Below are 24,330 nucleotides of genomic sequence, written 5' to 3' on the forward strand. Positions count from 1 at the left end.
CCCTTTGTAGGAGCGAGCTTGCTCGCGAAGAACTCCAGAGCGCCGCGTATAGCCAGAAAACACGCGTAATCATTAACGACCATCGCGAGCAGAGCTCGCTCCTACAAAGGATCGTCCTTGAGTTTCAGTAGTGGCTCCTGAAACCGCAGCAACCGCCCGGCATTACCCAATACCAATAACGTGCTGAGGTTGTGCAGCAACGCTGCAATCATTGCCCCGGCCGCGCCAAGCCAGCCGAACGCGGCGAAGGCCACGATGGCCAGGGTCCAGCCCAGACCAATGATCACATTGACCTGCAAGGTTTGCCGGCACTGGCGACTCAAGCGCACACAGGTCCCCAGGCGGCGCAAGTCGCTGCCGATCAACACGATGTCGGCCGAAGCCAGGGCGATATCCGCGCCACCCGCGCCCATGGCCACGCCGACCACACCGGCCTTTAGGGCCAACGAATCGTTGATGCCGTCCCCCACCACCATAGGCCGAAAACCATTACCGATTTCTTTCAACACACGGTTGAGTTTGTCCTCGGGCAACGCCTGCGCTTCGACATCGCTGATACCCACGTCCCGCGCCAACGTATGCGCGACACTTTGTCGGTCACCGGTGAGCAACAGTTGCCGGCCCAATCCAAGGTCGCGCAACTCGTTCAGGGCAAACCGCGCTTCGGGTTTCACACTGTCGGCCAGCAGCAGCCAGGCGAGGAATTCACCATTGAGTGCCAGCCCGGCAATCGGCCCGTCGTGGTCGGGCACGGCTGAAACGGGAATATCCAACTGGGCGAACAATTCCGGTCTTCCGAGCGCCGCTTCACCCTGCTCCGTCATGGCCACCACCCCTAACCCCTGACGTTCATGAATATCCGTGAGCAACAGAAAATGCTCCTGCGTCACCAGCCCCGCCAGCGCCCGGCTCACCGGGTGGCTGCTGGCCGAACCGAGGCTGGCGGCGAGTTTCAGGACATGGCTTCGATCCTCCAGCGGGCTGTCGATGGATTGCAGGCGCAAGGTGCCAAAGGTCAGGGTCCCGGTCTTGTCGACCACCAGCGAAGTCAGGTCTGCCAGCTCCTCAAGAAACGCCGAGCTGCGAATCAGAATGCCGTGTCGCGCCGCCACCGCCACCCCCGCGATCGCTGTCGCCGGTGCCGACAACACCAGCGCACACGGACAGGCTGCCACCAGTACGGCGAGCATCGCCTGGGCATTGTTGGTGATGAACCAGGTCACTGACGCCAGCAACAACACCAGCACCATGTAGCTGCCGGCGTAACGCTCCAGCAGCCGTGTGATCGGTGGCTTGGAACGTTCGGCGTTTTGCATCAGAGCGATGACTTTGCCGAGGGTCGACTCGTGGCCGGTACGGGTTACTTCAATGCGCAGCAGGCCGTCGAGGTTGATTGCGCCACCGAACACCGGCATACCGACGCCCGCCTCTATCGGCACCGACTCGCCGGTGATGGACGCGGTGTCGAGACTCGCCTGGCCGGACAGCACCCGCCCATCCGCCGGTACTCGATCGCCAGCGCGCACCTCCACCCGATCACCTGCCTTGAGCGTGCCGTTGTCGACTTCGACGATGGACCCGTCGGCCTGAATCTTTCGTGCATGGCTGCGCGTCAGCTTGCCGAGGGCGTGAATGGCTTCTTGCGAACCGATCACACTGCGCTCTTCCAGTACGTGGCCAAAGATCATGATGATCGGCAGCAAGGCGGCCGTCAGCAGATCGCCGGTCGCCCAGGCACCGAGCATGGCCAGGGCGATCAACTGATCGGTAATGCCGTGAAGACTCGGGTAACGCAGGCTGTACCAGGCCGAACGCATAACCGGCACGGCCACCAGCACGGAAGCAAAACCGAGCAACAATTGGCTGACACCGGTCTGCTCGGGCGATAACCAGCGCCAGACAAGACCCAGCGCGAGCAAGCCGAGTGCGAGCATGGCCAGGGTCAATTGGCGGGCGGCGCTGCGTTGTTCGGCCGAGGACAACATGCTCGGTGCAGCGGCAGTTTGCGCAGTCATTGGGCAGCTCCCTGAATGATCAGGCGGGAATCGTCTTTGGGATCAACCGTGGTCACCGAGCCAGCCTGGCCGAGAATTTTCGGCATCCGCTCGCGGTAGATCCGCAGCAACATTTGTGGGTCGGTGCCCTGTTGTTGTGCCTTGGCCAGGCTCAACACCGTGGCGGTATCAGCCGAGGCTTTGGCCAACCGTTCGCTGGCCTGGGCATGGGCAACTTGCAGCGCACGGTCGGCTTGTTCGTTGGCGCCCTGGGTCAGTTTCTCGGCGTCGGTGCGCGCGTTGGCCACGGCTTTGTCGGCTTGCTGGCTAGCCGTCAGCACGGCATTAAAGGCGTTCACCGCCGGGCCGGGCAAACTCGATTGCACATCGACCCGCGCCACTTCAATCCCCAGGCCCTGCCCGGTTGTGGTCAATTCGGCCAAGCGTTGATTGATGCCTTGCACCAGGTCGCCACGCAAGCGCTCACGTCTTTCGGCGGCCTGACTATCAGCGCCAATCAACTCCGGTCGTGCAACCAGAATGGTGTCCAGATCTCGTGCCGCCGTCAGAGCCACAGCGCTACGGGTGACGAGCCGATCCAGTGCCGGCAGCACGTGTTCGCCTTGCACCACGAAAGCATAAGGGTCAGTGACTTTGTAGAAAACACGAACATCGAGTTGCACCACCCCGGCATCGCCGGTCAGCAAATAGCCGGAACCCGCCAGCGCATCACTGATCGGCGTGGCAAAACTGGCGACTCGATCGGCTTGTATGGCGGCACCACCGCGCAGCAGATTTTCCACCCGACGCTCAATCACTCGATCCGCCGCCGGCAACAAAATGACCTGTTCAAACGGTCGCGGCCAAGCCAACAACAACCCGGCATTCTGAATGCGATTCAGTGCACCGAAATGCAAAACCACCGCACGGTCCTGCGGATCAATCTGCCGTACATTGGAGAATGCCCACGCCAAGGCGGCCAATACCGTCACTGCGTATAACGCGAGAAATGCCAAGCGCCCGGCCTGAATCCAGGGACTACTCAACTCATTTGTTCCACGTGGAACCCAACTCATGGTTGCGATCCGGATTTGTTATCGAGGTTTGGCGGACCGTCAACCAATACCCGAAATGGCGCTGCATCGGTGCGCAGAATCAGCTTGGTTCCCGGCGTGACCACAGTGCCCAGGGTGTCGAGTGAACGAAGCAAGCTGTACAGCTGCGGCGAACCGGCGTAGGCGCGTCCATAAATTTCCGCGGCTTCGACGCGCGATTGCGCTTCGATACCCGCAGCTTTCACCGTGGCATCGGCCTGCACGATTCGCGCATCACGCTCGGCGGCGGAACGAATTTGCGCGGCTTCACGCTTGCCGATGGCGGTACGTTCGGTGGCAATGGTTTCACGCTCGGCACGCATGCGATCGACCGTCGCGGTGAGGGTGACCGATGGCAAGGTCAGACGCTCGATGCCGACTTGCAATACGCGCACGCCATAAGTGGCGAGCAACTGCTGATCGATTTGCTGGCGCAACTGCGCTTCGAAATCGGCGATGTGCACCTGACTGGCATCGGTGTTTACCAGGTTGGCCAGATCGAAACTGCTGGCTGTGGTTTCCAGCGCAGAGCCGACAAAAGTGCGAATCTGCCGCGCCGCTTCATCCGGCTGATTTTGCACAGCGCGCATGAAGCGCTGCACATTGTCCGGGTCACCCTGCACCTGCCAGGCCACATACGCTTGAACGATGATGCGCAAACCGTCCCGCGTACCCACGTCCTGCAAACCGCTGGATGTGGTGCGTAGCCGCAGATCGACCGGGATCGCCGCTTCGAACGGCGAAGGCCAACGCCAGCCAAGCCCTGGCTCCAGCAAGACCCGCGACGGATTGCCGAAACGAGTAATGACCGTGGCTTCCCCCGAACGCACCTGTACCAGGCTCGCCGCTGCCACCGCGAACGCCACCAGCAAAACCGCCCACCCCATGCGCCGCCAGGGAAACGGGCCGGCTTCCTGAGGATCGCCATGATGGTGATGATGATGGTGACCGTGGTGATGATGCCCGCCATGGCCGTGATCGTGGCCGGCGTGATCATCGTGATCGTGAGTGTGAGACTGGCTCAATTGGCAGCTCCTGGCTGAGCGGTTTGACGCGACGGCGCAGGATCAGCCGGCAACGTGAATGTACGCAGGTCGATGGTCGGCGCATTGTTGCTGCCACCCAGACGATGATCGAGCACCAGCAACCTGGCATTGGCCAGGCCCTGGGAAAGTTGACTGAGGTATTGCTCCAACACAAAGGCCTGACCGGCACTGGTGTAAGCTTTTCTCTCGGCGGTGAATTTGAGGTCGGCTGCTTGCGCAACCGCATTGATTTCTCGGGCGCTGGCCGTTGCTTGATCGCGGGCGATGCTGGCCTGCAACTGCGCCTGGTTGGTCGCCTCGGCGGCCGCTCCGCGTTCGCGGGCGATCAACGCCTGCACACCAATCTGCGCCGCTTGCACACCGTGATAGGCATTGGCGGCCCCGGCCGGTGGGTGAATCGCTTCGACCACCGTGGCGAGAATTTCCACACCGCTGTCGAGTTTCTGCAGATCCCCCTGCACTGCGCGGCCGATTTCTTCGGCAAGCCCTACCCGGTCTTCGCCGAGCAAACCGTCGAGGGTTCGCGAGGCGAAGTCGTGGACCAGAATCCTGCTGGCGGTGTTGCGAATCAGTGTCGGCACATCCGCGCTGTTGTAGGTTGCCGCCAGTGCCGCCTGATCGGTCAGGCCGATGCGATAGACGAAGCGCACGTCCATGTTGACGATCTGAAAGCTTTGCTTGTCGGCACGGCTGCTGGCGATCACCTGGGATTTGTCGTTCACATGGCTCGCGTCCCACAACCGATTGGCCGTGATCGGCGCCGGACCTTCGGCAGGGTCGACCTGCACGGGGGCCGAGGTTTCGCCAACGCTGGTGGCCAACTCGTGAACCACGCCGTTCTCGACACTCAACACCCGACCCAGCGGCCAGGGTAAACCGGCGTGCAAACCGGGACCGAACACCGTCACCGGTTTGCCGAAACGCTCGTAAATGCCCCGCCCTTGCAGCGGTATTTCATGGATGCCGGTGAGTAACCAACCCACGAGTACAACAACGGCCAGCACCGGCAAAAATGCCCGACGCATGTAAGTAAAAGCCCAGATCTGCCGCAGGTCGATGCCGAAGCGGTTGTGCAATTCGTGCTGCAACGCCAGCAACGGCTGTGGTGGCCAGCGCAGCATGTCGGCGACAAAACTGCGCGCCAGCAGTACCGGTTCAAGTTGTTCGCGACGGGGACTGAACAATGACAGCACGGCGCGCAACAACAACTCCACCGCGACCAGCCCCGGCAGGAGGCCGATCAGTACCGCCAGACGCACTGGCCAGATCGAGGTTTCATTGCCGAACAACAGGCACAACGCACCGAGCACCAGGCTGATGATTGTGACGCGTGCCAGTTGCGACAATGCCCCGGCTTCTGGCCACTGCGCAGGATTTTCCTGGGCCAGTTGACGCTCCAGCACCAGCAAACCGAAAGCCAGCAACAACGCCAGCGCCGCGCCGACCGTGGCCGACAAGCCCAACGCGGCGGGTGGCAGGCCAAGGTTCCAGACCTGTTCGATGCAAAGCAGCGCCAACAATGCCCAACCGCCGAGCCACAGTGTCGGTGCACCGATCTGCTTGAGGGTGGTGAACCAGCGCTTGCCTATGCGCTCCAGCAGCCGTTCGTACCAGCCAACCGGAGATTCGATTTCTTCAACTACAACCGCCGGCATGACCGGATTCAGCGCCCGCGCTCGCCATTGCGTCACCCACCAGGCCGATTGCAAACCAGCAACCAATACGAGCAACGCAGCGCTTTGATTGAACAGCAACGCCGGCCAAAGAGATTGCGACGCAAACAGCCCCACAAAGAAACCCAGCACCAGCCCCATCGCCGCCAACGCGCCGAAGCCAATAGCGAACTGACGCAATCGCCGCCCTTGAAAAACCGCCTGTTGAAAGCGCGGCAGCCCGGCTATCTGCGCCTCCTCCACATCGAGATCGACTTGCATACCACCCCAGTGTTCAGCTCTGTTTTATCGCAATTCGTTACGATATAACGAAAATGGTGAAATATTCGTACTTAATTGCGCTATCTAAAAACGCTCAACCTGTCCCTTGGCTGAAGCCTTGACCGAAACTCGTCAAAACGCACATATTATGTGCGTAATTTTTTATACAACTACCTTTACCCCTCCCGACCTCTTTCGATCCAGGAGTCATTCCATGAGCACTTATGACGTCGTGATACTCGGCGGTGGCCCCGGCGGCTACAACGCAGCCATCCGCGCAGGGCAACTGGGTTTGAAAGCCGCTTGCGTAGAAGGACGCGCCACCCTCGGCGGTACCTGCCTGAACGTCGGCTGCATGCCGTCCAAGGCATTGCTGCACGCCTCCGAACTTTACGACGCGGCCATGGGAGCGGAATTCGCCAACCTGGGCATCGAGGTCAAACCCACGCTCAATCTCGCCCAGATGATGAAACAGAAGGATGAAAGCGTCACCGGGTTGACCAAGGGCATCGAGTTTCTCTTTCGCAAAAACAAGGTCGACTGGATCAAGGGTTGGGGCCACATCGACGGGCCGGGCAAAGTCACGGTGACGGACAACGCAGGTGGCAAGACCGAATTGAGCGCCAAGGACATCATCATCGCCACCGGTTCCGAGCCCACTCCCCTGCCCGGCGTGGACATCGATAACAAGCGCATCCTCGACTCCACCGGCGCGCTGTCACTGGCAGAAGTGCCCAAGCACCTGGTGGTGATCGGCGCCGGCGTGATCGGCCTGGAGCTGGGATCGGTGTGGCGGCGTTTGGGCGCTCAGGTGACCGTGGTCGAGTTCCTCGACCGAATCTGTCCCGGTGTGGACGGCGAAGCGGGAAAAACCCTGCAGCGCTCGTTGAGCAAGCAAGGCATCAGCTTCAGGTTGAGCTCGAAAGTGACCCGCGCGACAACGTCCGATAGTGGCGTACAACTGAGTGTTGAACCTGCCGCGGGCGGCACAGCCGAAACGCTCGAAGCCGATTACGTACTGGTAGCTATCGGACGCCGACCTTACACGCAAGGGCTGGGGCTGGAGAACGTCGGCCTTGCCACGGACAAACGCGGCATGCTCGCCAACAAGGGCCACCGCACCGAAGCCGCCGGGATTTGGGTCATTGGCGACGTGACGTCCGGGCCGATGCTCGCGCACAAAGCCGAAGACGAAGCCATGGCCTGCGTCGAGCAGATCGTCGGCAAGGCCGGCGAGGTCAACTATGAGTTGATTCCCAACGTGATCTACACCAAACCCGAACTGGCCAGCGTCGGCAGGACCGAAGAGCAACTGAAGGCCGAAGGCCGGGCATACAAGGTCGGTAAATTCCCCTTTACCGCCAACAGTCGGGCGAAAATCAATCACGAAACCGAAGGCTTCGCCAAGGTTCTGGCCGATGAGCGAACGGATGAAATCCTCGGTGTTCACCTTGTCGGGCCGAGTGTCAGTGAAATGATTGGCGAGTATTGCGTGGCGATGGAGTTCAGCGCCTCGGCCGAAGACATCGCCCTGACCTGTCATCCGCACCCGACCCGCTCCGAGGCTTTGCGCCAGGCGGCAATGAATGTGGAGGGGATGGCCACTCAGATGTAAGGCTGAAGATTTGCAGTGACTGCATCGCGAGCAGGCTCGCTCCCACAGTGGCTCAATGATTTCCTGTGGGAGAGAGCGTGCCCGCGATGCAGTCGACTCGATCTAAAGCGGCAAATGCTCTAGCGGCAACGCTCCTGGCGCCTTCACCGTATGAATCGCAAAGTTGCTGCGAATATCACTCACGCCCGGCAACTTGAGCAAACTCCCCGTGAGAAACCGGTCATAGCCACGCAGGTCCGGCACCACCACCTGCAACAGAAAGTCCGATTCCCCTGACACCAGAAACGCCGAAATCACTTCGGGCAACGCCGTTACGGCCCGGCGAAAAGCTTCGGCTTGTGCATCGTTATGGCGCTCGACCTTGACCCCGACGAACACAGTCAACCCAAGCCCTACTTCATCGCGATCAAGATTGGCTTGATAGCCACGAATGACCCCAGCCTCTTCGAGCATCCGCACTCGCCGTAAGCAAGGCGACGCAGACAGGCCGATCTCGTCAGCCAGTTGCACGTTGCTCAGGCGACCGTCCCGTTGAAGCGCGGCGAGAATCTTGCGGTCGTAGGCATCGAGTTTCATGATTTGGCAGATCCAGAGAGTTCAACGGTAGTTTAATGGCAGGTTATGCCAAGACAGCCCGTTTTAGAAGCAAACTACGCAAGCACCTGCCCTGCCCCTTCGCCCTAGACTGGCCGTACCGAATCGACAACGAATGGGGTGCAACATGGCAGGACTCTGGCTGTTTTTCATGGCGCTGGCAGTGGTTTACCTGTTGCCAGGTCCCGACATGATCCTGCTATTGCAGACCGGCGCCCGCCAGGGCAAAGGCGCGGCGCTGGCCACTGCTGTGGGATTGGCCATTGCCCGGGGTTGCCATGTGGCGTTGGCGGCGTTGGGGTTGGCGGCACTGTTCAAGGCTGCGCCCTGGACCTTCGAAGTGGTGCGTCTGGTCGGCGCCGCGTATCTGTTATGGATCGGCATTCAGTGCTTGCGCACCACCCTGCTGCCAAGCCTGAACGGTTCGAATGCAACCGGCGAGAAGCCCCGCTATCAGCAAGCGATCCAGCGCGGTTTGCTGACTAACCTGCTCAACCCCAAAGCCCTGCTGTTCTGCTCGGTACTGCTGCCGCAGTTCATTGACCCGCACGCAGGCCCGGTGCTCGCGCAATTCGCCACTCTGGGTGTGGTGCTGGTGGCCGTCGGTCTGCTGTTCGACAGTGCTTACGCCCTGGCCGGTGCCGCATTGGGCCGATGGTTGCAACGCAGCCCATCGGCCCAACGTCTGCAGCAATGGTTGTTCGGCAGCCTGTTGATCGGTTTCGCCGTGCGGCTGACCTTTGTTCAGCAGGCTTGAGCCTCACTGAACCTTGCGGCGGCGACGAATGATCAGCATCAGCGCCGCTGCGGTTACGGCCAGCACACTGACCCACTGCAACGCTGTCCTGTATGGCCGCAGCGCTGAGCGAGCCGCGTCAGTGACCTGAGTGACGTAGCGTTTGTCGGCGTTCTGGAAGTCAGGATACGGGCATTGATGACCGAAATCCGCCGCCCACTCCACATACGGGCCTTCTTTGACATAACGCTGATAGAGCGCACTCTGCTCTTCAAGACTGCTGTTCCACCCGGCCGCTTCGCACAGCACGGCGGCAAACGCCTGGCTGGTGTGGGGCAAATTGTCGGCGGCGCGACTGGCCAATGCCGTGGCGACAAACCGGTAGTGGTAACGCTGATCGGGTTGGGCGGCGCTGGCCTGCTGACGTTTCACCTCGTCCTCGGCCACCAGCGGCCCGACCTTCAGTTCACTCTCCTCAAGGCTGAAGTTGCCGCCGAAGGTGGCGTAATCCGGGGCCATTTCGTAGCCGAGAATATCCATCCCCCACTCGCGCGCCGTCCAGGCGGCATTGAACAATGCGGCAGCGCGACGTGTCGGCCACCATGCCGAATCGGCCGTCACACGTTGCTGGCCATACAACCTGGCTTTGTTGCGCAAGCCGTCGTTATCGAAATACGCCGACGCCTCTTCATAGTGCCCTTCGCGCAACAAACGCCGCCCAAGCAAATTGCGCAGTTTCGCCGCCACCGGCAGCGGTACGTAGCTTTCGCGATCCTGCTGGGTCAACGGTGGCGGTGCCGGCACCTGAGTGTCGACGTAATGCTTGAGTTCATCGACGGTCAGCACACGCTCGGCGATCGTCGCGGCGTCGAGCCAGTAAATGTCATTGCTGCGATAAAGCTGATCGAACGCTTGCAGGTAGTCCCCTCGTTGCAGGGCCAGAATCGCGCTTTCGCCTTCGACCCGACACTTGGGTTGCAAGGATTCGAAAGCCCAGTCCTGCGTCCGTCGCTCCCCCCAGGATTCGTCCTGCGGGAAGGCCTGGGCTGCTTTCGCATACGCGGCGGCCGCTGCATTTTTATCGCCCTCGCGCACCGCCAGCTTGGCACGCAACCACCAGGCCAGACCGCCCTCACCGGCGTGTTCGAGGAAGGCCTTGGCGTTGTCGTAATCGCCCTGTTGATAATTCACCGCAGCCAGGCGATCGGCATTGTCGAGACTGCCCCGGGTGCTGCTTTGCAGAAGCTTGATCAATTTTCCTTCGTTCGATGGTTGATCACCGAATGACCAGCCCAGTCGGCTGATCAATGACGCAGTGACCAGTTGCTGTACCGGCTGACTCTTGAGCCTTTCAGCCAGTTGCGCCTCGGGCATCGACGCCAGCTCAGTCATCAACAACTTCAATGAGCTGTAGCCCACCGTCGAACCGTGACGGTTTTGCGTGGCGTAGAGTTCAATGGCGCTGTCCCAGTCGCCAGCGGTGCGCGCCACCCTGGCCTCTTCACCGAGACTGGCAACGCCTAGTTCCAGCGGGTCACTGAAGCCGTCGATGCTCAGTTGCCGGGTTTGCTCGAACGCCTTTGCGGACCTTGCCAACAGGTCAGGACCCGCGCCCACTTCCGAGCTCATGGCGAACAACGCCCGGCCCAACGAATACGCCGCCCAGGTACTGCGCAGTGCTCGTTGATCAGCGGGCAACGCGAGAACCTTCTGGAAGTATTCTGCCGCCAGACCATGGTCATCGGCAGCAAAGGCCACGGCTCCGGCCACATACAGCCTGAGTTCGGGAGGCAGACTCGCGCCTTGTGCTTCCACCTGATGGGCGTCGGTCAGGCCACGAAGTTGTTTCACCATCGCTTGCTGCTCGGCGGTCAAACCGGATTGCTCCGCCTGACTGCGTTGTTCTGCATAGTCGGTGGCGTCCAGACCATAGGCGACTTCAGTGATGTTCTTCAGGCCCGCAATTGTGTGCCCAAGCCGATTGATCTCAAACCGGAAGCTGCCTTCCGGCAACTCCGCCAGCGACTGGCCGCGGTTGTCCAGCAGGCGCGCGGGAAAGTCAGGCCCGCATGCCAGTGCTGAACCCAGCGGCAGACTGAGGCTGAGGCACAGCAGATGGCGCGGCCAGTTACGGGTGAACATGCGACTCTCCTTGATCAATTTTTGCGCAGCGTGCCCAACCGATAGCACGCTGCTCACCGGCCGCTATCCGACCATCACGCAGGCGGGTGAAGGTAAGCAGATCCGGGGTTTGTTGCAATGCATACCCGGCCAGCGCATCGGCACCCTCGCAGCCTTGCACCGCCAGCGTCAAACGCTCGGGCCAGGCGCTGTCGAGGTTACCCTCGTTACGGATGCCGATGTCATAGAGGCCTTGTTGCGCCGAGAGGTTCAGCACCAGCCGACTGTCAAGGGCATCACCACGCGCGACGGCGCGCAGGGTGGTCAGGCTCCACGCCCGACGGTCATTGGCCAGCGGCAGGCGAAACCAGATCAGGCCGGCCAGATGCGGCGGCGGATCGGCATGCAATTGGGCGCCGAGCTGACTCAATTGCTGCGGATCGGCCAGCAATTCGCGGCGTTCGCCACCCCGTTCGATGCGTACTTCGCTCTCGACGATTGGCGCACCGCTGGTGCTCGGCAACAGCGCCACACCATAAGCAGGCAGTGCCAGATAGAAGGGTTTAGGGGTGACGCGACTCCAGGACTTCGCCCACTGCCGCGCTATATCCGGATCAAACAGGCCACGATGGGGATCGCTCACCGCATGAACCTGCAACACGCTGCTGTCGACTGTGGATAACAACGCTGGTAATTCGGAACTGTCGAGCCAGGCCGGCAATGCGGTGATGCTCAGCGCAACAGAAGCCGGCAGGGCCGCGCGCAAGTGCACCAGAAATTCGCGATAGGCCGGTAGCCGAGCGCTACCGGCGTCGTGGTCGATTTCAACGCCGGCAAGCGTCAGCCCTTGTGCCTGCCACTCGCTGATCACCTGCGTAATCTGAGTTGTGACGTCGTCTTGATTCAGCGCCTTGAGCTGGCCATCGAGGCGAATGACCGCAATCAGTGGCCGACCGTCCGCCTTGAGCAGCGCCGGATCAATCCGCGCACGACTCCAGCCTGCCTGGGGAAAGGCCTGCAACGCCAACACGCGCAAGGTGGAAAAGTCGGCGCGACTGTCTTTCAGGGCCGCTTCATGGGCCGGCGTCCATTGCCGTTGCCAGACGTAGAGTTGCTGATCGAGTGGCGGCGCGTCCTGTCGTCCGCAGCCATTAAGGAACGCCAAAGCAATACACAACGCCGACAGACGCACGAACAAATACATAAAGCTCCTTGAGGTAAAACCGGTTCCGCCCAGCAGCCGCACAAGGTTGCTACAAATCCAGCACCAAAGGCTGTGCTCCCTGAGCCGGAATCGCACAGCAAATCAGTATATGTCCTTCGTCCGGTATCTCCGCGGGTGGCTGAGGATAATTCACCTGGCCACTGATAAGACGCGTTTTGCAGGTCCCGCAGGAACCGCCGCGGCAACTGAATTCGGGGTGCAGGCCACGGCTTTCCGCCAGCTCCAGCAGAGTGCCTCCATCGGGTTGCCAGCGCGCCTCTTTGGCCGAACGCTCGAACACGACCGGCACCGAGGTAATCGCGGCCGGTGGTTGCTCCATGACCACCGCATCCGGGTCGGGACTGCGACGCAATGTCGATGGGCCGAAGGTTTCGGCGTGAATCCGTGCATCACGAATATCCAGCTCTCGCAGGCTGTCGTACAGCGCTTGAGTAAAACTGCCCGGACCGCAGAGGACAAAATCCAGCTGATCGTAGTCCTCAGCCTCAATCAGGTTTTTGAGCAGTTCCACATCGATACGCCCGGTCAAATCAAAGTCCTCCCCCTCCCGCGCCTCCGGCTCCGGTTGGCTGAGCAGGCGTACCACCCTGACCGCGTCCCCGACATCGTCGAGTAAACGATTTAACTCGGGACGAAAGACTTGATCAGCTAACGTGCGCGAACTCTGCAAAAACAAGGTCGGCCGGATGCGGCGTGTACGCAATCCTTGATAAACCACCTCACGCAACATCGACAGCAGTGGCGTGATGCCGACTCCGGCGGCCAACAGCACCAGTGGCCGACGCTCATTGGGCGCCACGGTGAAATGCCCTTGGGGTGCGCGCGCTTCCAACAGATCCCCTACATGAATCTGCTCATGCAGGTGCAATGACACTCGTCCGTCACGCTTCACACTGATGCGGAAAAAATCGTCGGACGGCGCGCTCGACAAGCTGTACGTGCGAATGTGTACCTCGCCGTCAATGTTGAAGCGCAGCGGCAAATGCTGTCCGGCCTGAAACAAGGGCAAACCGGCGCCGTCGGCGGGCTCCAGGTAAATCGAGCGAATGTTGCGGCTTTCCGCTTCGATCCGCGCCACTCGCAGCGGGCGCCACTGATCACCCAATGCCTTTGCCTGCAAACGGGCCTTGGCTTGCGGCCAGGTGCCGGTCAGCAAACTGGTGGGCGACATACCATCGAATCGCCAACGCAGCGCAAGGGCAGCAGGACGACGCACTACGTGTTCCACGTGGAACATCCAAAGGCGTTCAGCACCCTGAAATGCCTCGACCTGCGGTCCTTCAAGGATGATTTCGGTGTGGCCGCTCAGTTGCAGCAGGTCACCCGAACTAAAATCGATGAACAACAAACCCGCCCTTGGATTAACCAGCAGGTTGCCCAGCGTGTTGAAAAAAAGGTTGCCGGAAAAATCCGGAATGGTCAGCCGATTCCCTTCCACCTGGACAAAACCGGCCTGTCCACCACGATGGGAAACATCCACCGACCGTTCGCCTTCGACATCCACATAGCTGGCGACAAAGAAGGTGTCTGCCTCGGCAATCACGGCTTTGGCGGCGTCATCCAACTCGGTGAGATGTTGGGCGATGCGCGTCGCCGGGTCCGCCAGTGGCACCGTGCGAAACTGGCGCAATTGAATGTACTGAGGGCAATTACCGTAGGACTGATCCACCGTCACAGCGAACCCGCTGGCCGACAGGCCACCGATCCGCCCATTGATGCGGTTGCGACGCCGGGTGTGCAGTTCGATCCCCAGCAGACCGATTGCCGCGCCATCGCTCAATTGTGCCGGGTCATCGGCTGCTGGCAGGCTGCTTAATTGCAGGAGTCCCGGTTCGGGCGAGTGCGCGAAGCCCGGCTCACCTTCCAGCACACTGGCCCAAGGATGACCGTTCGCATCGACCGCCCCAAACAACATGAACGGCAGTTGCTGATAGAAAGTGCGATGCTGGTCCGGCATCTCGCTGCGAATGACCCTACGACCCAGCACCTCCATTCGCTCGTGAACGCCTACATGAGTCTGCAACTGTTTCTCGCCGGCATGCCACGGTGAACGATCCATTACGGCTCTCCCCTGCACCGATGGCGCAGCGTGAAAGGCCCGGAAAAGCCGGGCCACAAGCATCAGGCAGTTTTCTGCAGGCCCGCTACGGTACGCGGCATGCCGACAAAACCGGGCAAGGCCTCGACTCGGGCCAGCCAGGCGCGAATGTTGGCGTAATCGTCCAGTGACACATTGCCTTCAGGCGCATGAGCGATGTAGCTGTAAGCGGCCACGTCGGCGATGGTCGGTTCGTTGCCAACGAGGTAAGGCGTCTTGGCCAACTCCTTGTCGATCACCTTGAGCACGGTATGGGCGTAAGGGATCACTTCTTCGGCGTTGTAAGGCGCACCAAACACCGTGATCAGCCTTGCCCGGGCGGGGCCGAAAGCAATGGGACCTGCAGCGACGGACAACCAGCGTTGCACTTGCGCCGCGCCAACCGGATCGGCCGGCAGCCAGCGACCGTTGCCATATTTTTGTGCCAGATACACCAGGATCGCATTGGAATCTGCCAGCACCACGCCTTGATCATCCAACACCGGCACCTGACCAAAAGCATTCAGTGCCAGGAACTCCGGTTTTTTATGCTCGCCCTTGGCCAGGTCGACGAAGATCAGCTCGGTTGGCAGTTGCAGCAGTGAGAGCATAAGTTCCACACGATGAGCGTGGCCGGAACGTGGGAAGTTGTAGAGTTTAATGGCCTGCATGGTCGACTCCGCGGGTGAGTGGCGCTGTTCGGGAGCGATCAGCACCGATGGCGACCATCTTCTACCAGTCTCGAAAACAACTGAATAACCAGCAAACGCAATCCATTATTTCAACCAGTGAAATAACCGGTCAGCCCTGCAAGGCCGGATGTTCCCTGAGCGCCTTCACCATGATGTCGACAAAACTGCGAACCCGCGCCGCAGCCTTTCTCCCGCCCTGATACACCACATGGATCGGTAGTGGCGGCAATTCGAATTCGCTCAGAATGATTTCCAACTCGCCGGCCGCGATCTTGCTCGCCACCTGATAAGACAGGACCCGGGTGAACCCCAGACCGAGCGCTGCTGCGGTGATGGCGGCCTGGTTAGCCGTCACCACCAGGCGCGGTTCAGCACGGACACCCAGTGGCTCGCCACCGTCAAGAAATGGCCAACTTCGCTGTTGACCAATCGAGGACGTCGCAATGATCGGCGCCTGAGCCAGATCTTGCGGATGAGTTGGTCGACCATGGATCGCCAGAAACTTCGGCGACGCAACAATCACCCTGCGCACATGCCCCACCCGAATCGCATGCTGATTGCTGTCTGGCAGCTCACCGATGCGCACGGCCACATCAACCCCCTCCTCGACCACGCTGACGATTCGATCAACCAGCAGCGCATTGATGGTGACGTCCGGGAATTGCGTCAGAAAACTCACCATCACCGGTGTAACGAACAACTCACCAAACAACACCGGCGCCGTAATTGTCAGCTGTCCACGGGGTTGGGCATGGCTGCCTGCCGCTGAATCTTCGGCTTCCTGCACTTCGGCGAGAATTCTCCGACAGTCTTCGAGATAGCGCTGACCCGCCTCACTCAAATGCACACTGCGTGTGGTGCGAGTCAGCAACGGAGTGCCTATGCGCCTCTCGAGCGCCGCCACCGCCCGTGTGGCGCTGGCGGCGGACATACCCAGACGCCGCGCCGCCGCGGAAAATCCCTGCTCCTGGGCAACGGCAGCGAAGACCTGCATTTCCTGGAAGCGGTCCATGGGTACTCCTCCGTTTTAAATCCAGAACATCGCAACGTCAGTTGATCTTTGCAAGTTGACCTTGATACCCAAGAAGTTGCACCTCAGTAGGTAAATGTATAGCGGGAAACCAATCATTACAAAAGTCGGATTGCTCCTAACCTTGGATGAAGAGATGCCCGCGGTCTCGTTACCCAGTAAAAACGTATCAAAGAGTCGACGATCGAATTTCACATCACGAGATTTTCTTGGCAAAGCCGAGCGGTCCTCAGAAAAAATCAGGTCCGACATCAACAATTATGTCCCTCAGATTCGGAAAATTCAGTGAAATTGGAAGTCGAGTATGTCGAGAGGGGAAAATTATTTTTTGGTGATTACAACGAATTTGGAGTCGACTTGGTCACATCGGGTGTCTCGTGAACGGATCAGAACTACAAACAAACTAAACGCAATTAACTGTGGCATCACTTGGAAACTACACACAATCCATCTGTATTTAATCAATAACTTATACAAAAACCGAATTTTTTACCGACAACTAAAAGCAACTATAGATCTCTCACCCGTCGATTAGTTATAGGAAATTTCCGAAACAAACGTAGGCTCCTCCTGTAAGAAAACAGCACCACCAAGAAGCGCGCAATCGATGTATAAAATTTATGTTTGACATTCACTTCACCCTCTGCAAGAAATTATAGGCGTTGCGCAACAGACTCTCTTATCCCAATAAAAAAGGACTACGAAAAATGGATTCCAAAGCTAATGATGTAACCTTCGAACTCCAATTAGATGTAGAAACCGCGGAGAAATTTTCCGTCATTCTTAATGAGGAAAGTCTGATGCATGCAGGTTTTGTGGCGCATCAGTCGAACAACAACACACTGGCGCTACCTGAAGAAATGAAAGTCGCAGCCTAATAAAAATGGGAGGGAAACTATTCCCTCCCATTTTTCTATTGCGCCAATCATGATGCCTGTTAAATCTCATCACTCAAAGTGAGGTGCTTTATGCAGAGGCTTAGTTCGAGCCTTCGTCGCCGCAGTGCTGAAGAAACATTAAAAATTGTCGTCGATAATATAGCCCCACAGTTAGGTATTACTCGAGTGACTGACACGACTTGGCTGGACCGTATAGGAATTCCTGTCTTTGCTAGTATTAGGCCAGATGCATTAAAGGGCTCGCTGTGCGTAAATGCTGGCAAAGGGATACGTTCGGCAGAGGCCAAGATAGGCGCATACATGGAGGCTATCGAGTTTAGCCTTGCGCAATTTAATACCGCGCAATTGAAGCTATTAAAGACCACACCGGCGAAACTTATTGAAAGCTATGATGGGCGAATAGACTTCACTCAATTTTGCATGTTGTATGGTTTTTCCGCCGACGCGGACTCACTCATCATGGCCGTTGAAGTTGATGATGTACTGCGAAAGCGAAAAGTGCTTGCACCCGCTGAGTTAGTGTTCATTCCCTATCCCGAAAACCCCGGGCAACGACTCTTCGGGGAAAGCTCCAGTGGTTTAGCATCAGGCAATGACTTGGTAGAAGCATCCGTACATGCTGTTTGCGAACTTATGGAGCGAGACGTTCAATCCTTTGACTTTTTGAATGATCGTTCCTGCCTAGTGAATCTTGATCATTTTAGCGCGGAAACCGACGCACTGATCAATAAAATAAACAATGCGGGCTTAAGCTTGTCGGTTCGTTATACAGAGAACTGTTTCGGCCTAGCCTATTTCCAGGCCTTTATTATGGAAGAGTCCTCCCACGCACCTATTTCTGTGGCCACTGGGTCAGGTTTGCACCCTATAAAAGAAATTGCCTTGATCCGAGCTATCTGCGAGGCGGCTCAAAGCCGCTTAAGCCACATCCACGGAGGCCGAGACGACATCATCGAGCGCGTTAAATACTTCGAAAAAAAAGGCCGTTCAATCGAGTTACAGGCTGTATCACGCTTGCGTGCCGAAGCCACCTCCCGGAACGAGATGATCAATTATTCCTCCATCAACTGCGAGGAAGTGGCGATCTCCACGATCGAGTCGGTCTGGGAATTGCTCATTGAGCGTTTGCAACATATAGGCCTTTGTACTGTGTTGAGGGTCTTGCTTAGCAAAACGACTGACGACATCACTGTGGTCAGAATCATTATTCCGGGTCTTGAAACCTTTGAACCCGGCTTAAAAAGGGTCGGCCCGAGGTTGCTTGCTTATGTCAAACAAAGCGCTTGAAATATGCACACTGTATGCGGGTCCCTCCCTACAAGGAGTCGACAAAAAATTACTTCGCGCTAGCGGACTGGTGTTATGTCCACCCATCAAACGGGGCGATATAGAACACCTAGTGGCGCATTCGCCACCATCGAACCTCGCCATTATCGATGGCGTGTTCCATACACATCCTGCCGTCGGTCATTCCGAAATTCTAGGCGCCTTGAATGCGGGTTGGCATATTTGGGGATTGTCGTCCATGGGCGCCATTCGTGCATGTGAAATGGATACGCTGGGAATGAAAGGCTTTGGTGAAGTATATCGGCAATTCGCGAGTGACCCGGAACTGTCCGACGACGAAGTGACGCTGATACATCAAGCCCAAGAGCCTTATTTGTCACTAAGCGAACCACTTATTCATATCAGGCAGTTTTTAAGACAGTGGACGTCAGAACAAGTAATTACGCGAGCACAAGAGCAACACATACTTAACCTTCTAAAAAATATGTGGTACGGATATAGAACACTAAATTGCTTGAAAAAAATGTTATTGGCACTCCTTATTGACGAAAAACAAATAGACAACGCTATAGCTCACTTCTCTACATATAGAGTAAAAACTCTGGACGTGACAAATTTTCTGATAATGCAGCCATGGACGAGGACGTAAAAGTAAATGACGCCATCAGAGATATTAAATGAAATAAACGGTCTTCCTTTTGTGCATTCCGACTTCAATAGTAAAAAACTTTTAACTTTCGTCGCTGTCGTACGTAAAAATATTTATAGAGAAAATTTACATTTAACCACTTATCTACAGCCAGACTTTGCCACTGCGTTGTATAACCGGCACGTCGCAGGCGCCCCCGAATTTCCGCCTAACCAAACGCTTAGTAACGCTGAGAGATTCATGTTGGCTGAAGCTAAAGCAAATCTAAAAGCCTTGCTGCCGGAATGGGAAGCTTTATTGGATATACCGGTCAACATACATAAAATGTTGAATCAACAAGTTAGTCTGACTAATCCCGTGCTGCCACAGCAAATATTTTTAGGGGAAGCCGCATTTACCAGCATTACGGACCTTGAAGAGTTGCTCGTGCATGAACTATCCCATATTTGGTCCAGTTTGATCGCCGAGATTTACGATTTCCAACTCAAAGACAGTTCGAATAACTACATACTGCCATCGGGGACCGGGGGTAAAAACCCTAGAGGTGTCTTGCTGGCTTGCCTGTTCGCGGTCAGCGCACTGAACTACCATCAACGCTTGCTAGCCACCGGTTCCGTGAGAGCTCGTCCCGAACGACTCGACTACTTAAACCAGTATTTCCTCAGAAGTCTGGTCACTCTCAAGGCTTCAGCCGAACTGTCGGAAATCGGAAAACTGATTACCTCTAGGCTGGATGAGTTCTCTTGCAACCTTACAACTAACACTGTTCGAAGGTAACCCATGGCAGTCGTACACTTTCCCCGGCAATTCATGTGCTACACCAAGCAACATAAAACATACACTACAGAGGGCTCGTGTGTCAGCGATGTACTAAATAATCTGATCGCACGTTTCCCAGGCCTGGTTGGGCCAGTCTTTACTGAGGACCTGCACCCGTTGCCGTTCGTGGGGCTATTCATCGACGGCAAGCCTGTGACCAGTGAGCACGACCGCAGTCGTCCTCTGGAGAGTAACGCGCAATTGATTCTGATCAACGCAGTGGCAGGTGGCTGACATGCAATGCCACATGAAGACGGATACCTCTCGTTACACACGCCAAATTATCCTCAACGAAGTCGGAGCCCAAGGGCAGCAACGCCTCAAAGACAGTAAGGTGCTAGTGGTTGGCGCAGGTGGGCTTGGCTGCCCAGTACTCCTATACCTAGCAGGTGCCGGTGTCGGGACGATCGGTATCATTGATAACGACACCGTCGACGTGAGCAATCTGCACCGACAAATTCTCTATGCGAATACCGATATAGGCGACCTAAAAGTTCTGGCAGCTAAGCGCCGCATCAACCTGTTAAATCCGGATATGGTGGTCAATGCCGTTGCCACCATGCTAAACCCGGATAATGTCCTATCGTTGCTGGCGGAGTACGACATCATCGTCGACGCCACTGATAACTTCGAGGCCAAATACCTCATCAGTGATGCCTGTATTGATTGCGAAAAACCGATGGTCTATGCCTCTATTAGTCAGTTCGAGGGGCAGGTGTCGGTGTTTAATTATTACGACCGGCACACCAATCAAAGAGGACCGTGTTTCCGGGATCTATTTGAAACACCGCCGCCACCGCACTTGACACAAAACTGCTCGGAAGCCGGCGTTCTCGGCGTCATACCTGGATTGCTCGGTTGCTTTCAGGCTAATGAAGTACTAAAGCTCATTCTCCGTGCCGGGGAGCCTTTGAGCGGACAATTGTTGTCTATCGATTGCCTCGACAATACTTTCCGCCTGTTGAGCATCAACAAAAAAAAACGCGCCCCCCTCATTGCTAGAACGCTTGGTGCTACGACGACGTCTACATGGCACGAAACTGATTGGCTGTCGCCCAAAACACTGCATGAGTGGATAGCTACGAAAGCGCCATTTCAATTGGTTGATGTACGCGACATCAGTGAACACCAGCAAGATTCTCTGGGCGGCAAACTAATTCCGCTCAAAGACATCATCAAGCGCCAGGAAGAACTCGATACCACCCGCCGTATCGTTTTTTATTGCAAATCCGGCGTCAGGAGCAAAGCGGCCCTGCTGACACTTCGCAGCCTCGACCAAGATGCAGAACTCTATAGCCTTGAGGGCGGTATCGAGCGATATCGAGCGATTTACCCTGATGAACATTATCCCTTCGTTTCTTGAACGCCCCTGATTACGCAGTCATCTTATCCGTATTAAAGGAACGTCAATGAGTGCACTTTTTTCAGGTAATACGTGGGGCTTTCCCGGCACCGACCGGCGTTTGCTGAAAGTACAATTCAGCTTTTTGCTGATGGTTCTGGGGGGACGGTGCAATCAACTCGCGGTGGCCTGGTGGGCCTTACAGGAAACAGGCTCTGCGATCTATTTTGCCAACATGATTGCCTGTTCCATCGCGACAGAGGTGTTAGCCAAACCCCTACTGGGATGGCTGGGAGACAAATACAACAAAATCCTAATCATCAAGCTGGCGTCGTGGATCAGCTTGATGACTGCGTTTTTAATGGTAGTGCTGTCATCTACGGGATTGTTCAATCCCTGGACAGTGGGCGCACTAATGATGATCAGCAGTGCAATTGTTGGCGTGCGCGATCCTCTCCAAGCGTCAATCATTCCTTTGTTTGCAGCTGACGATAAGGTATCGACGGCCTTTCGGACCAAAAGCGTGATGTCGTCCTTTTCAATTCTGCTGGGACCAGCGCTAGCCAGCAGTTTGATTTACGGGTTTGGTATTACGTTCGCCTTTGCCGCCGATTTTTTCGCGATTCTGATTGCAGGGGTGCTGATTGCGACCATTCCGACCAGCATCGGTGCCCATGACCAAGGCGAAAAGGCATCAGGTGCCGGCGGCTTCACCATGATCTATTCCGGCTTCAAAGTGGTTTATGGAGTGAAGGTTGAATTTTATCTAGCCATCATCGCAATGCTAATCAACTTTGCCCTGTTTCCGTTCTTCACCATCTTAATTCCGCTTTACGTAAAGGATGTCATCCAGTACCCCGTCACTTACATCGGACTATTGGATTCTTGCTTCGGGCTGGGCATTTTGGTGGGGAGTTACAAAATCATCGACTGGTTATCCACCAACCGGGTACCCCGTGACATGTGTGTGTCTGCCGGCTTTGCATTATTGGGATGCAACCTCCTGGCGGTTGGCACAATTTCATCCTCACTCTTCATACCTATTGCCTTCTTCTGTGGTGGTGTCGGCTTGATGTTGATCAACATCCCCACCTCAGCAGTAAGGTTGCTGGCGACACCAAAGCTCCACCGCAACCGGATATTTGCCACGGTTTCATTTCTATCTGCCGCGGCTAGTCCCTTGGGTAGTTTTGCGATGAACACCTTGATCGCCTGTCTGGGAGTCGCAATGACAATCACGCTTCTGGGCGCCATGGTCGTGATGTTGTCTCTCTTGGTCTTTCTAGTTCCCGATTTCAAAATTTTCATGCGTTCCCAGGATACGCAACTCAATGATGCATACCTCAACAAATACCCTGAAGCGTTTGCGCAATGAAATACGCGGCCGCGCCCCACCTTTTACAAACGGAGTTGCCTTTTATGATGTCCGACCTCAAGGATCGACCTGAATCTGTCCGACATGAACAGATTTTTTGCGGACAATATTATGACGACATGGGCTGTACAGGTTTCTTGGGGGATCCGTCAAAGGATCGTATTTCGGTTTTGATGCTGGGCCTTTCCGATGGTGTGGCGCTGGCGCCGATCGGAGCCAGCACTAGAGTGGCCAGTCTGCTGGCCGTTGATCTGGACGAGACAGCACTCCTGCGCAGCCTCCACAACCGGAAACGACTTCCAGCAAGTATAGACTTCGACAGTGTGGTAGCAGATGCCGCGCACTTCCTAGTTGTAACACCTGACACATATGACGTCATTATTGTCGACCTTTATACCCAGAACGGTTATGCCCCGATCGTGTTCGATAATGGGTTCCACCAACTATTGAAGAGCCGACTTACCCCCCTCGGTCATGTAGTGTTCAACGGTTTTGGCGTCCCTATGAATTTGGACCCGTTCAACGGCCCAACGCCTCAGGCTTGGCTCTCTCATTGCCTGAACGAAAGCTGGGGCGACATTCATTACCTCCCCCACCGACGCAATGCGACATTCATTATCGGCCCACCGCCAACAATCACACTGGGCACAACCCCTACCAGGGAGTTTTTATGCGCCAGTGACCAGCTCTTTATGGACATCATGAACCTTCGCCTGCGCTATCTAATACCCGCGATTATCCGTCAGGCACCGCTCGTGCCGCCGGCACTGGACTTCGCCGGGATTGATTTGGAAGTAAGAAAACGATGGGGAGAGTCTTTACCAACCTTGTCAGCATTGCTTCCACCATCGCTGAAGCTAAACAAGCCCAACGATCTTCTCGTGTTACTGGATAACCCGGATGCTTGCCAGGCACTGCAAGAGCGATTGTTCACGGAAAGGTCGCCACTGCGCACCACCTTGGCGTTGCTGATCGCAGGCGAAGTCAACTTCTCGGACCGAGATGTATCTTGGCTACCAAATTGGGTCGTATCGACACTAGAGAACAGTGTAGAGATCCACCCACGTGAGTGGCTGGATGGCTTATTTCCTTACGCCTTTGGCGTCATAACCCACAGAACCCGAGGAGATGTTTCCAAAGTCAAAGGATTTCAACAGTCGCTAGCGCGCTTGTCACAAAGCTTCTCCTCCACACACAGCAACAAGATAACTTAGGAGGCAACGCCAACCGCCCCCGAGTCATTGAGCTGGTGGTCTCGAAATGCTTTTAAACCATCAACTGAGACGAAACAATAATGATTGTCACAAGGCCTTTGGGGTTACGAATATCGCAAAGAGATACGTTGGAACGGGCTCATAAACTTCATGATTTTATGAAATGCTCCGCCTGGGGGGCAGCTTGAGCAGCCGCTGCCCCATTTTGAGCTCTGCCTTCGCCGGGGTGCGGCAGCTCCAAGGCGAGCCTTCTTTGAATGGGTGCAGTTGCACGGTATGACCGAAAAGTCCGTCGCAAAGACTTAATGTGCTCCTAATCGCTAAATCTGTCGGTGAATACAAGTCGTCAAAATATGCTGAGATGAATGCGAATTAGGTCGGCTAGGGTCATCAAAAACAGAATTTGGAACTATCAGAGGGCTACAAATCTGGGATGATCAGCGGCAAAAACTTTCGCCAGACAAAACAAAACCCCTACCTGCATACGCAGATAGGGGTTTCGGAATTTAATCTTGACGATGACCTACTCTCACATGGGGAAACCCCACACTACCATCGGCGATGCATCGTTTCACTGCTGAGTTCGG

General features: G+C 56.5%; 20 protein-coding genes. 10 read left to right on the plus strand and 10 right to left on the minus strand.

The genetic code is table 11. The features are described from left to right. Window positions 1–101: 101 nt before the first annotated feature. From BJ917_RS20960 to hflK (BJ917_RS20975), 4 genes are read right to left on the minus strand one after another with little or no spacing between them, the layout of a single operon-like run. A complete protein-coding gene (locus BJ917_RS20960) occupies window positions 102–2,015 on the minus strand; it encodes a cation-translocating P-type ATPase (protein WP_121104350.1) in 1,914 nt (637 codons plus the stop codon). Next, the gene (hflK, locus tag BJ917_RS20965) at window positions 2,012–3,070 is read right to left on the minus strand and encodes a protease modulator HflK (protein WP_121104352.1); all 1,059 of its coding nucleotides are present in this window, start codon (window positions 3,068–3,070) and stop codon (window positions 2,012–2,014) included. Before hflK (BJ917_RS20965) ends, BJ917_RS20960 begins: the two co-directional genes overlap by 4 nt. Then, entirely contained in the window at window positions 3,067–4,113 is a 1,047-nt protein-coding gene (gene hflC / locus BJ917_RS20970) for a protease modulator HflC (protein ID WP_121104354.1), read from the minus strand. Before hflC ends, hflK (BJ917_RS20965) begins: the two co-directional genes overlap by 4 nt. Then, on the minus strand, window positions 4,110–6,068 hold the full coding sequence (gene hflK, locus BJ917_RS20975; RefSeq protein WP_121104356.1) for a protease modulator HflK: 1,959 nt from the start codon (window positions 6,066–6,068) through the stop codon (window positions 4,110–4,112). Before hflK (BJ917_RS20975) ends, hflC begins: the two co-directional genes overlap by 4 nt. Before the next feature lie 214 nt (window positions 6,069–6,282). On the opposite strand from hflK (BJ917_RS20975), the gene lpdA reads away from it, so the two are divergent. Further along, window positions 6,283–7,683 (plus strand): dihydrolipoyl dehydrogenase, encoded by a 1,401-nt coding sequence (gene lpdA / locus BJ917_RS20980; protein WP_121104358.1) that lies wholly within the window; start codon window positions 6,283–6,285, stop codon window positions 7,681–7,683. Between the two features lie 102 nt (window positions 7,684–7,785). Here the strand turns inward: lpdA and BJ917_RS20985 are convergent, their stop codons facing one another. Next, the gene (locus BJ917_RS20985; RefSeq protein ID WP_121104360.1) at window positions 7,786–8,259 is read right to left on the minus strand and encodes an Lrp/AsnC family transcriptional regulator; all 474 of its coding nucleotides are present in this window, start codon (window positions 8,257–8,259) and stop codon (window positions 7,786–7,788) included. A gap of 145 nt (window positions 8,260–8,404) precedes the next feature. Here BJ917_RS20985 and BJ917_RS20990 point away from each other — a divergent pair, with 145 nt between their 5' ends. Beyond that, on the plus strand, window positions 8,405–9,034 hold the full coding sequence (locus BJ917_RS20990; protein ID WP_121104362.1) for a LysE family translocator: 630 nt from the start codon (window positions 8,405–8,407) through the stop codon (window positions 9,032–9,034). Between the two features lie 3 nt (window positions 9,035–9,037). Here BJ917_RS20990 and BJ917_RS20995 read toward each other — a convergent pair whose 3' ends face one another. The 5 genes from BJ917_RS20995 to BJ917_RS21015 form a co-directional block, all read right to left on the minus strand. Next, the gene (locus tag BJ917_RS20995) at window positions 9,038–11,155 is read right to left on the minus strand and encodes a hypothetical protein (RefSeq protein WP_121104364.1); all 2,118 of its coding nucleotides are present in this window, start codon (window positions 11,153–11,155) and stop codon (window positions 9,038–9,040) included. After that, window positions 11,142–12,338, minus strand: a complete 1,197-nt coding sequence (locus BJ917_RS21000) for a DUF3142 domain-containing protein (RefSeq protein ID WP_121104366.1) — start codon at window positions 12,336–12,338, stop codon at window positions 11,142–11,144. The genes BJ917_RS20995 and BJ917_RS21000 overlap by 14 nt, the downstream gene beginning before the upstream one ends. Before the next feature lie 49 nt (window positions 12,339–12,387). Further along, entirely contained in the window at window positions 12,388–14,418 is a 2,031-nt protein-coding gene (locus tag BJ917_RS21005; protein WP_121104368.1) for a pyridoxamine 5'-phosphate oxidase family protein, read from the minus strand. A 62-nt stretch (window positions 14,419–14,480) separates the two neighbouring features. Further along, on the minus strand, window positions 14,481–15,107 hold the full coding sequence (locus BJ917_RS21010) for a glutathione S-transferase family protein (protein WP_096514136.1): 627 nt from the start codon (window positions 15,105–15,107) through the stop codon (window positions 14,481–14,483). Window positions 15,108–15,237: 130 nt separating this feature from the next. Further along, window positions 15,238–16,140, minus strand: a complete 903-nt coding sequence (locus tag BJ917_RS21015; RefSeq protein WP_121104370.1) for a LysR family transcriptional regulator — start codon at window positions 16,138–16,140, stop codon at window positions 15,238–15,240. Window positions 16,141–16,865: 725 nt separating this feature from the next. On the opposite strand from BJ917_RS21015, the gene BJ917_RS31915 reads away from it, so the two are divergent. The 8 genes from BJ917_RS31915 (at window position 16,866) to BJ917_RS21055 (ending at window position 23,743) form a co-directional block, all read left to right on the plus strand. Next, window positions 16,866–17,036, plus strand: a complete 171-nt coding sequence (locus BJ917_RS31915) for a hypothetical protein (protein WP_158602488.1) — start codon at window positions 16,866–16,868, stop codon at window positions 17,034–17,036. A gap of 90 nt (window positions 17,037–17,126) precedes the next feature. Next, window positions 17,127–18,344: a YcaO-like family protein gene (locus BJ917_RS21025; protein ID WP_121104374.1), complete on the plus strand. Its 1,218-nt coding sequence runs from the start codon at window positions 17,127–17,129 to the stop codon at window positions 18,342–18,344. Continuing rightward, window positions 18,325–18,993: a TfuA-like protein gene (locus BJ917_RS21030; RefSeq protein WP_121104376.1), complete on the plus strand. Its 669-nt coding sequence runs from the start codon at window positions 18,325–18,327 to the stop codon at window positions 18,991–18,993. Before BJ917_RS21025 ends, BJ917_RS21030 begins: the two co-directional genes overlap by 20 nt. Window positions 18,994–18,999: 6 nt before the next feature. Beyond that, window positions 19,000–19,770 (plus strand): hypothetical protein, encoded by a 771-nt coding sequence (locus BJ917_RS21035; protein ID WP_147432581.1) that lies wholly within the window; start codon window positions 19,000–19,002, stop codon window positions 19,768–19,770. Window positions 19,771–19,773: 3 nt separating this feature from the next. After that, on the plus strand, window positions 19,774–20,046 hold the full coding sequence (locus BJ917_RS32790; protein ID WP_121104380.1) for a MoaD/ThiS family protein: 273 nt from the start codon (window positions 19,774–19,776) through the stop codon (window positions 20,044–20,046). Window position 20,047: 1 nt separating this feature from the next. Next, window positions 20,048–21,175 carry a HesA/MoeB/ThiF family protein gene (moeB, locus tag BJ917_RS21045; protein ID WP_121104382.1) on the plus strand — a complete coding sequence of 376 codons (1,128 nt, stop codon included), beginning with the start codon at window positions 20,048–20,050 and terminating at the stop codon, window positions 21,173–21,175. A 46-nt stretch (window positions 21,176–21,221) separates the two neighbouring features. Next, window positions 21,222–22,529 carry an MFS transporter gene (locus BJ917_RS21050; RefSeq protein WP_121104384.1) on the plus strand — a complete coding sequence of 436 codons (1,308 nt, stop codon included), beginning with the start codon at window positions 21,222–21,224 and terminating at the stop codon, window positions 22,527–22,529. Between the two features lie 44 nt (window positions 22,530–22,573). Next, window positions 22,574–23,743, plus strand: a complete 1,170-nt coding sequence (locus BJ917_RS21055) for a spermidine synthase (protein WP_147432582.1) — start codon at window positions 22,574–22,576, stop codon at window positions 23,741–23,743. The last annotated feature ends 587 nt before the right edge of the window (window positions 23,744–24,330 follow it).

It is taken from the genome of Pseudomonas sp. WPR_5_2 (assembly GCF_003634475.1).
GTDB lineage: Bacteria > Pseudomonadota > Gammaproteobacteria > Pseudomonadales > Pseudomonadaceae > Aquipseudomonas > Aquipseudomonas izuensis.

Excerpts from the sequence above, each read along its gene's own strand:
- BJ917_RS20960 (WP_121104350.1), bottom strand. The coding sequence starts at position 2,015 with ATGACTGCGCAAACTGCCGCTGCACCGAGCATGTTGTCCTCGGCCGAA.
- hflK (WP_121104352.1), bottom strand. The coding sequence starts at position 3,070 with ATGAGTTGGGTTCCACGTGGAACAAATGAGTTGAGTAGTCCCTGGATT.
- hflK (WP_121104356.1), bottom strand. The coding sequence starts at position 6,068 with ATGCAAGTCGATCTCGATGTGGAGGAGGCGCAGATAGCCGGGCTGCCG.
- lpdA (WP_121104358.1), top strand. The coding sequence starts at position 6,283 with ATGAGCACTTATGACGTCGTGATACTCGGCGGTGGCCCCGGCGGCTAC.
- BJ917_RS20985 (WP_121104360.1), bottom strand. The coding sequence starts at position 8,259 with ATGAAACTCGATGCCTACGACCGCAAGATTCTCGCCGCGCTTCAACGG.
- BJ917_RS20990 (WP_121104362.1), top strand. The coding sequence starts at position 8,405 with ATGGCAGGACTCTGGCTGTTTTTCATGGCGCTGGCAGTGGTTTACCTG.
- BJ917_RS20995 (WP_121104364.1), bottom strand. The coding sequence starts at position 11,155 with ATGTTCACCCGTAACTGGCCGCGCCATCTGCTGTGCCTCAGCCTCAGT.
- BJ917_RS21000 (WP_121104366.1), bottom strand. The coding sequence starts at position 12,338 with ATGTATTTGTTCGTGCGTCTGTCGGCGTTGTGTATTGCTTTGGCGTTC.
- BJ917_RS21005 (WP_121104368.1), bottom strand. The coding sequence starts at position 14,418 with ATGGATCGTTCACCGTGGCATGCCGGCGAGAAACAGTTGCAGACTCAT.
- BJ917_RS21010 (WP_096514136.1), bottom strand. The coding sequence starts at position 15,107 with ATGCAGGCCATTAAACTCTACAACTTCCCACGTTCCGGCCACGCTCAT.
- BJ917_RS21015 (WP_121104370.1), bottom strand. The coding sequence starts at position 16,140 with ATGGACCGCTTCCAGGAAATGCAGGTCTTCGCTGCCGTTGCCCAGGAG.
- BJ917_RS31915 (WP_158602488.1), top strand. The coding sequence starts at position 16,866 with ATGGATTCCAAAGCTAATGATGTAACCTTCGAACTCCAATTAGATGTA.
- BJ917_RS21025 (WP_121104374.1), top strand. The coding sequence starts at position 17,127 with ATGCAGAGGCTTAGTTCGAGCCTTCGTCGCCGCAGTGCTGAAGAAACA.
- BJ917_RS21030 (WP_121104376.1), top strand. The coding sequence starts at position 18,325 with ATGTCAAACAAAGCGCTTGAAATATGCACACTGTATGCGGGTCCCTCC.
- BJ917_RS21035 (WP_147432581.1), top strand. The coding sequence starts at position 19,000 with ATGACGCCATCAGAGATATTAAATGAAATAAACGGTCTTCCTTTTGTG.
- BJ917_RS32790 (WP_121104380.1), top strand. The coding sequence starts at position 19,774 with ATGGCAGTCGTACACTTTCCCCGGCAATTCATGTGCTACACCAAGCAA.
- moeB (WP_121104382.1), top strand. The coding sequence starts at position 20,048 with ATGCAATGCCACATGAAGACGGATACCTCTCGTTACACACGCCAAATT.
- BJ917_RS21050 (WP_121104384.1), top strand. The coding sequence starts at position 21,222 with ATGAGTGCACTTTTTTCAGGTAATACGTGGGGCTTTCCCGGCACCGAC.
- BJ917_RS21055 (WP_147432582.1), top strand. The coding sequence starts at position 22,574 with ATGATGTCCGACCTCAAGGATCGACCTGAATCTGTCCGACATGAACAG.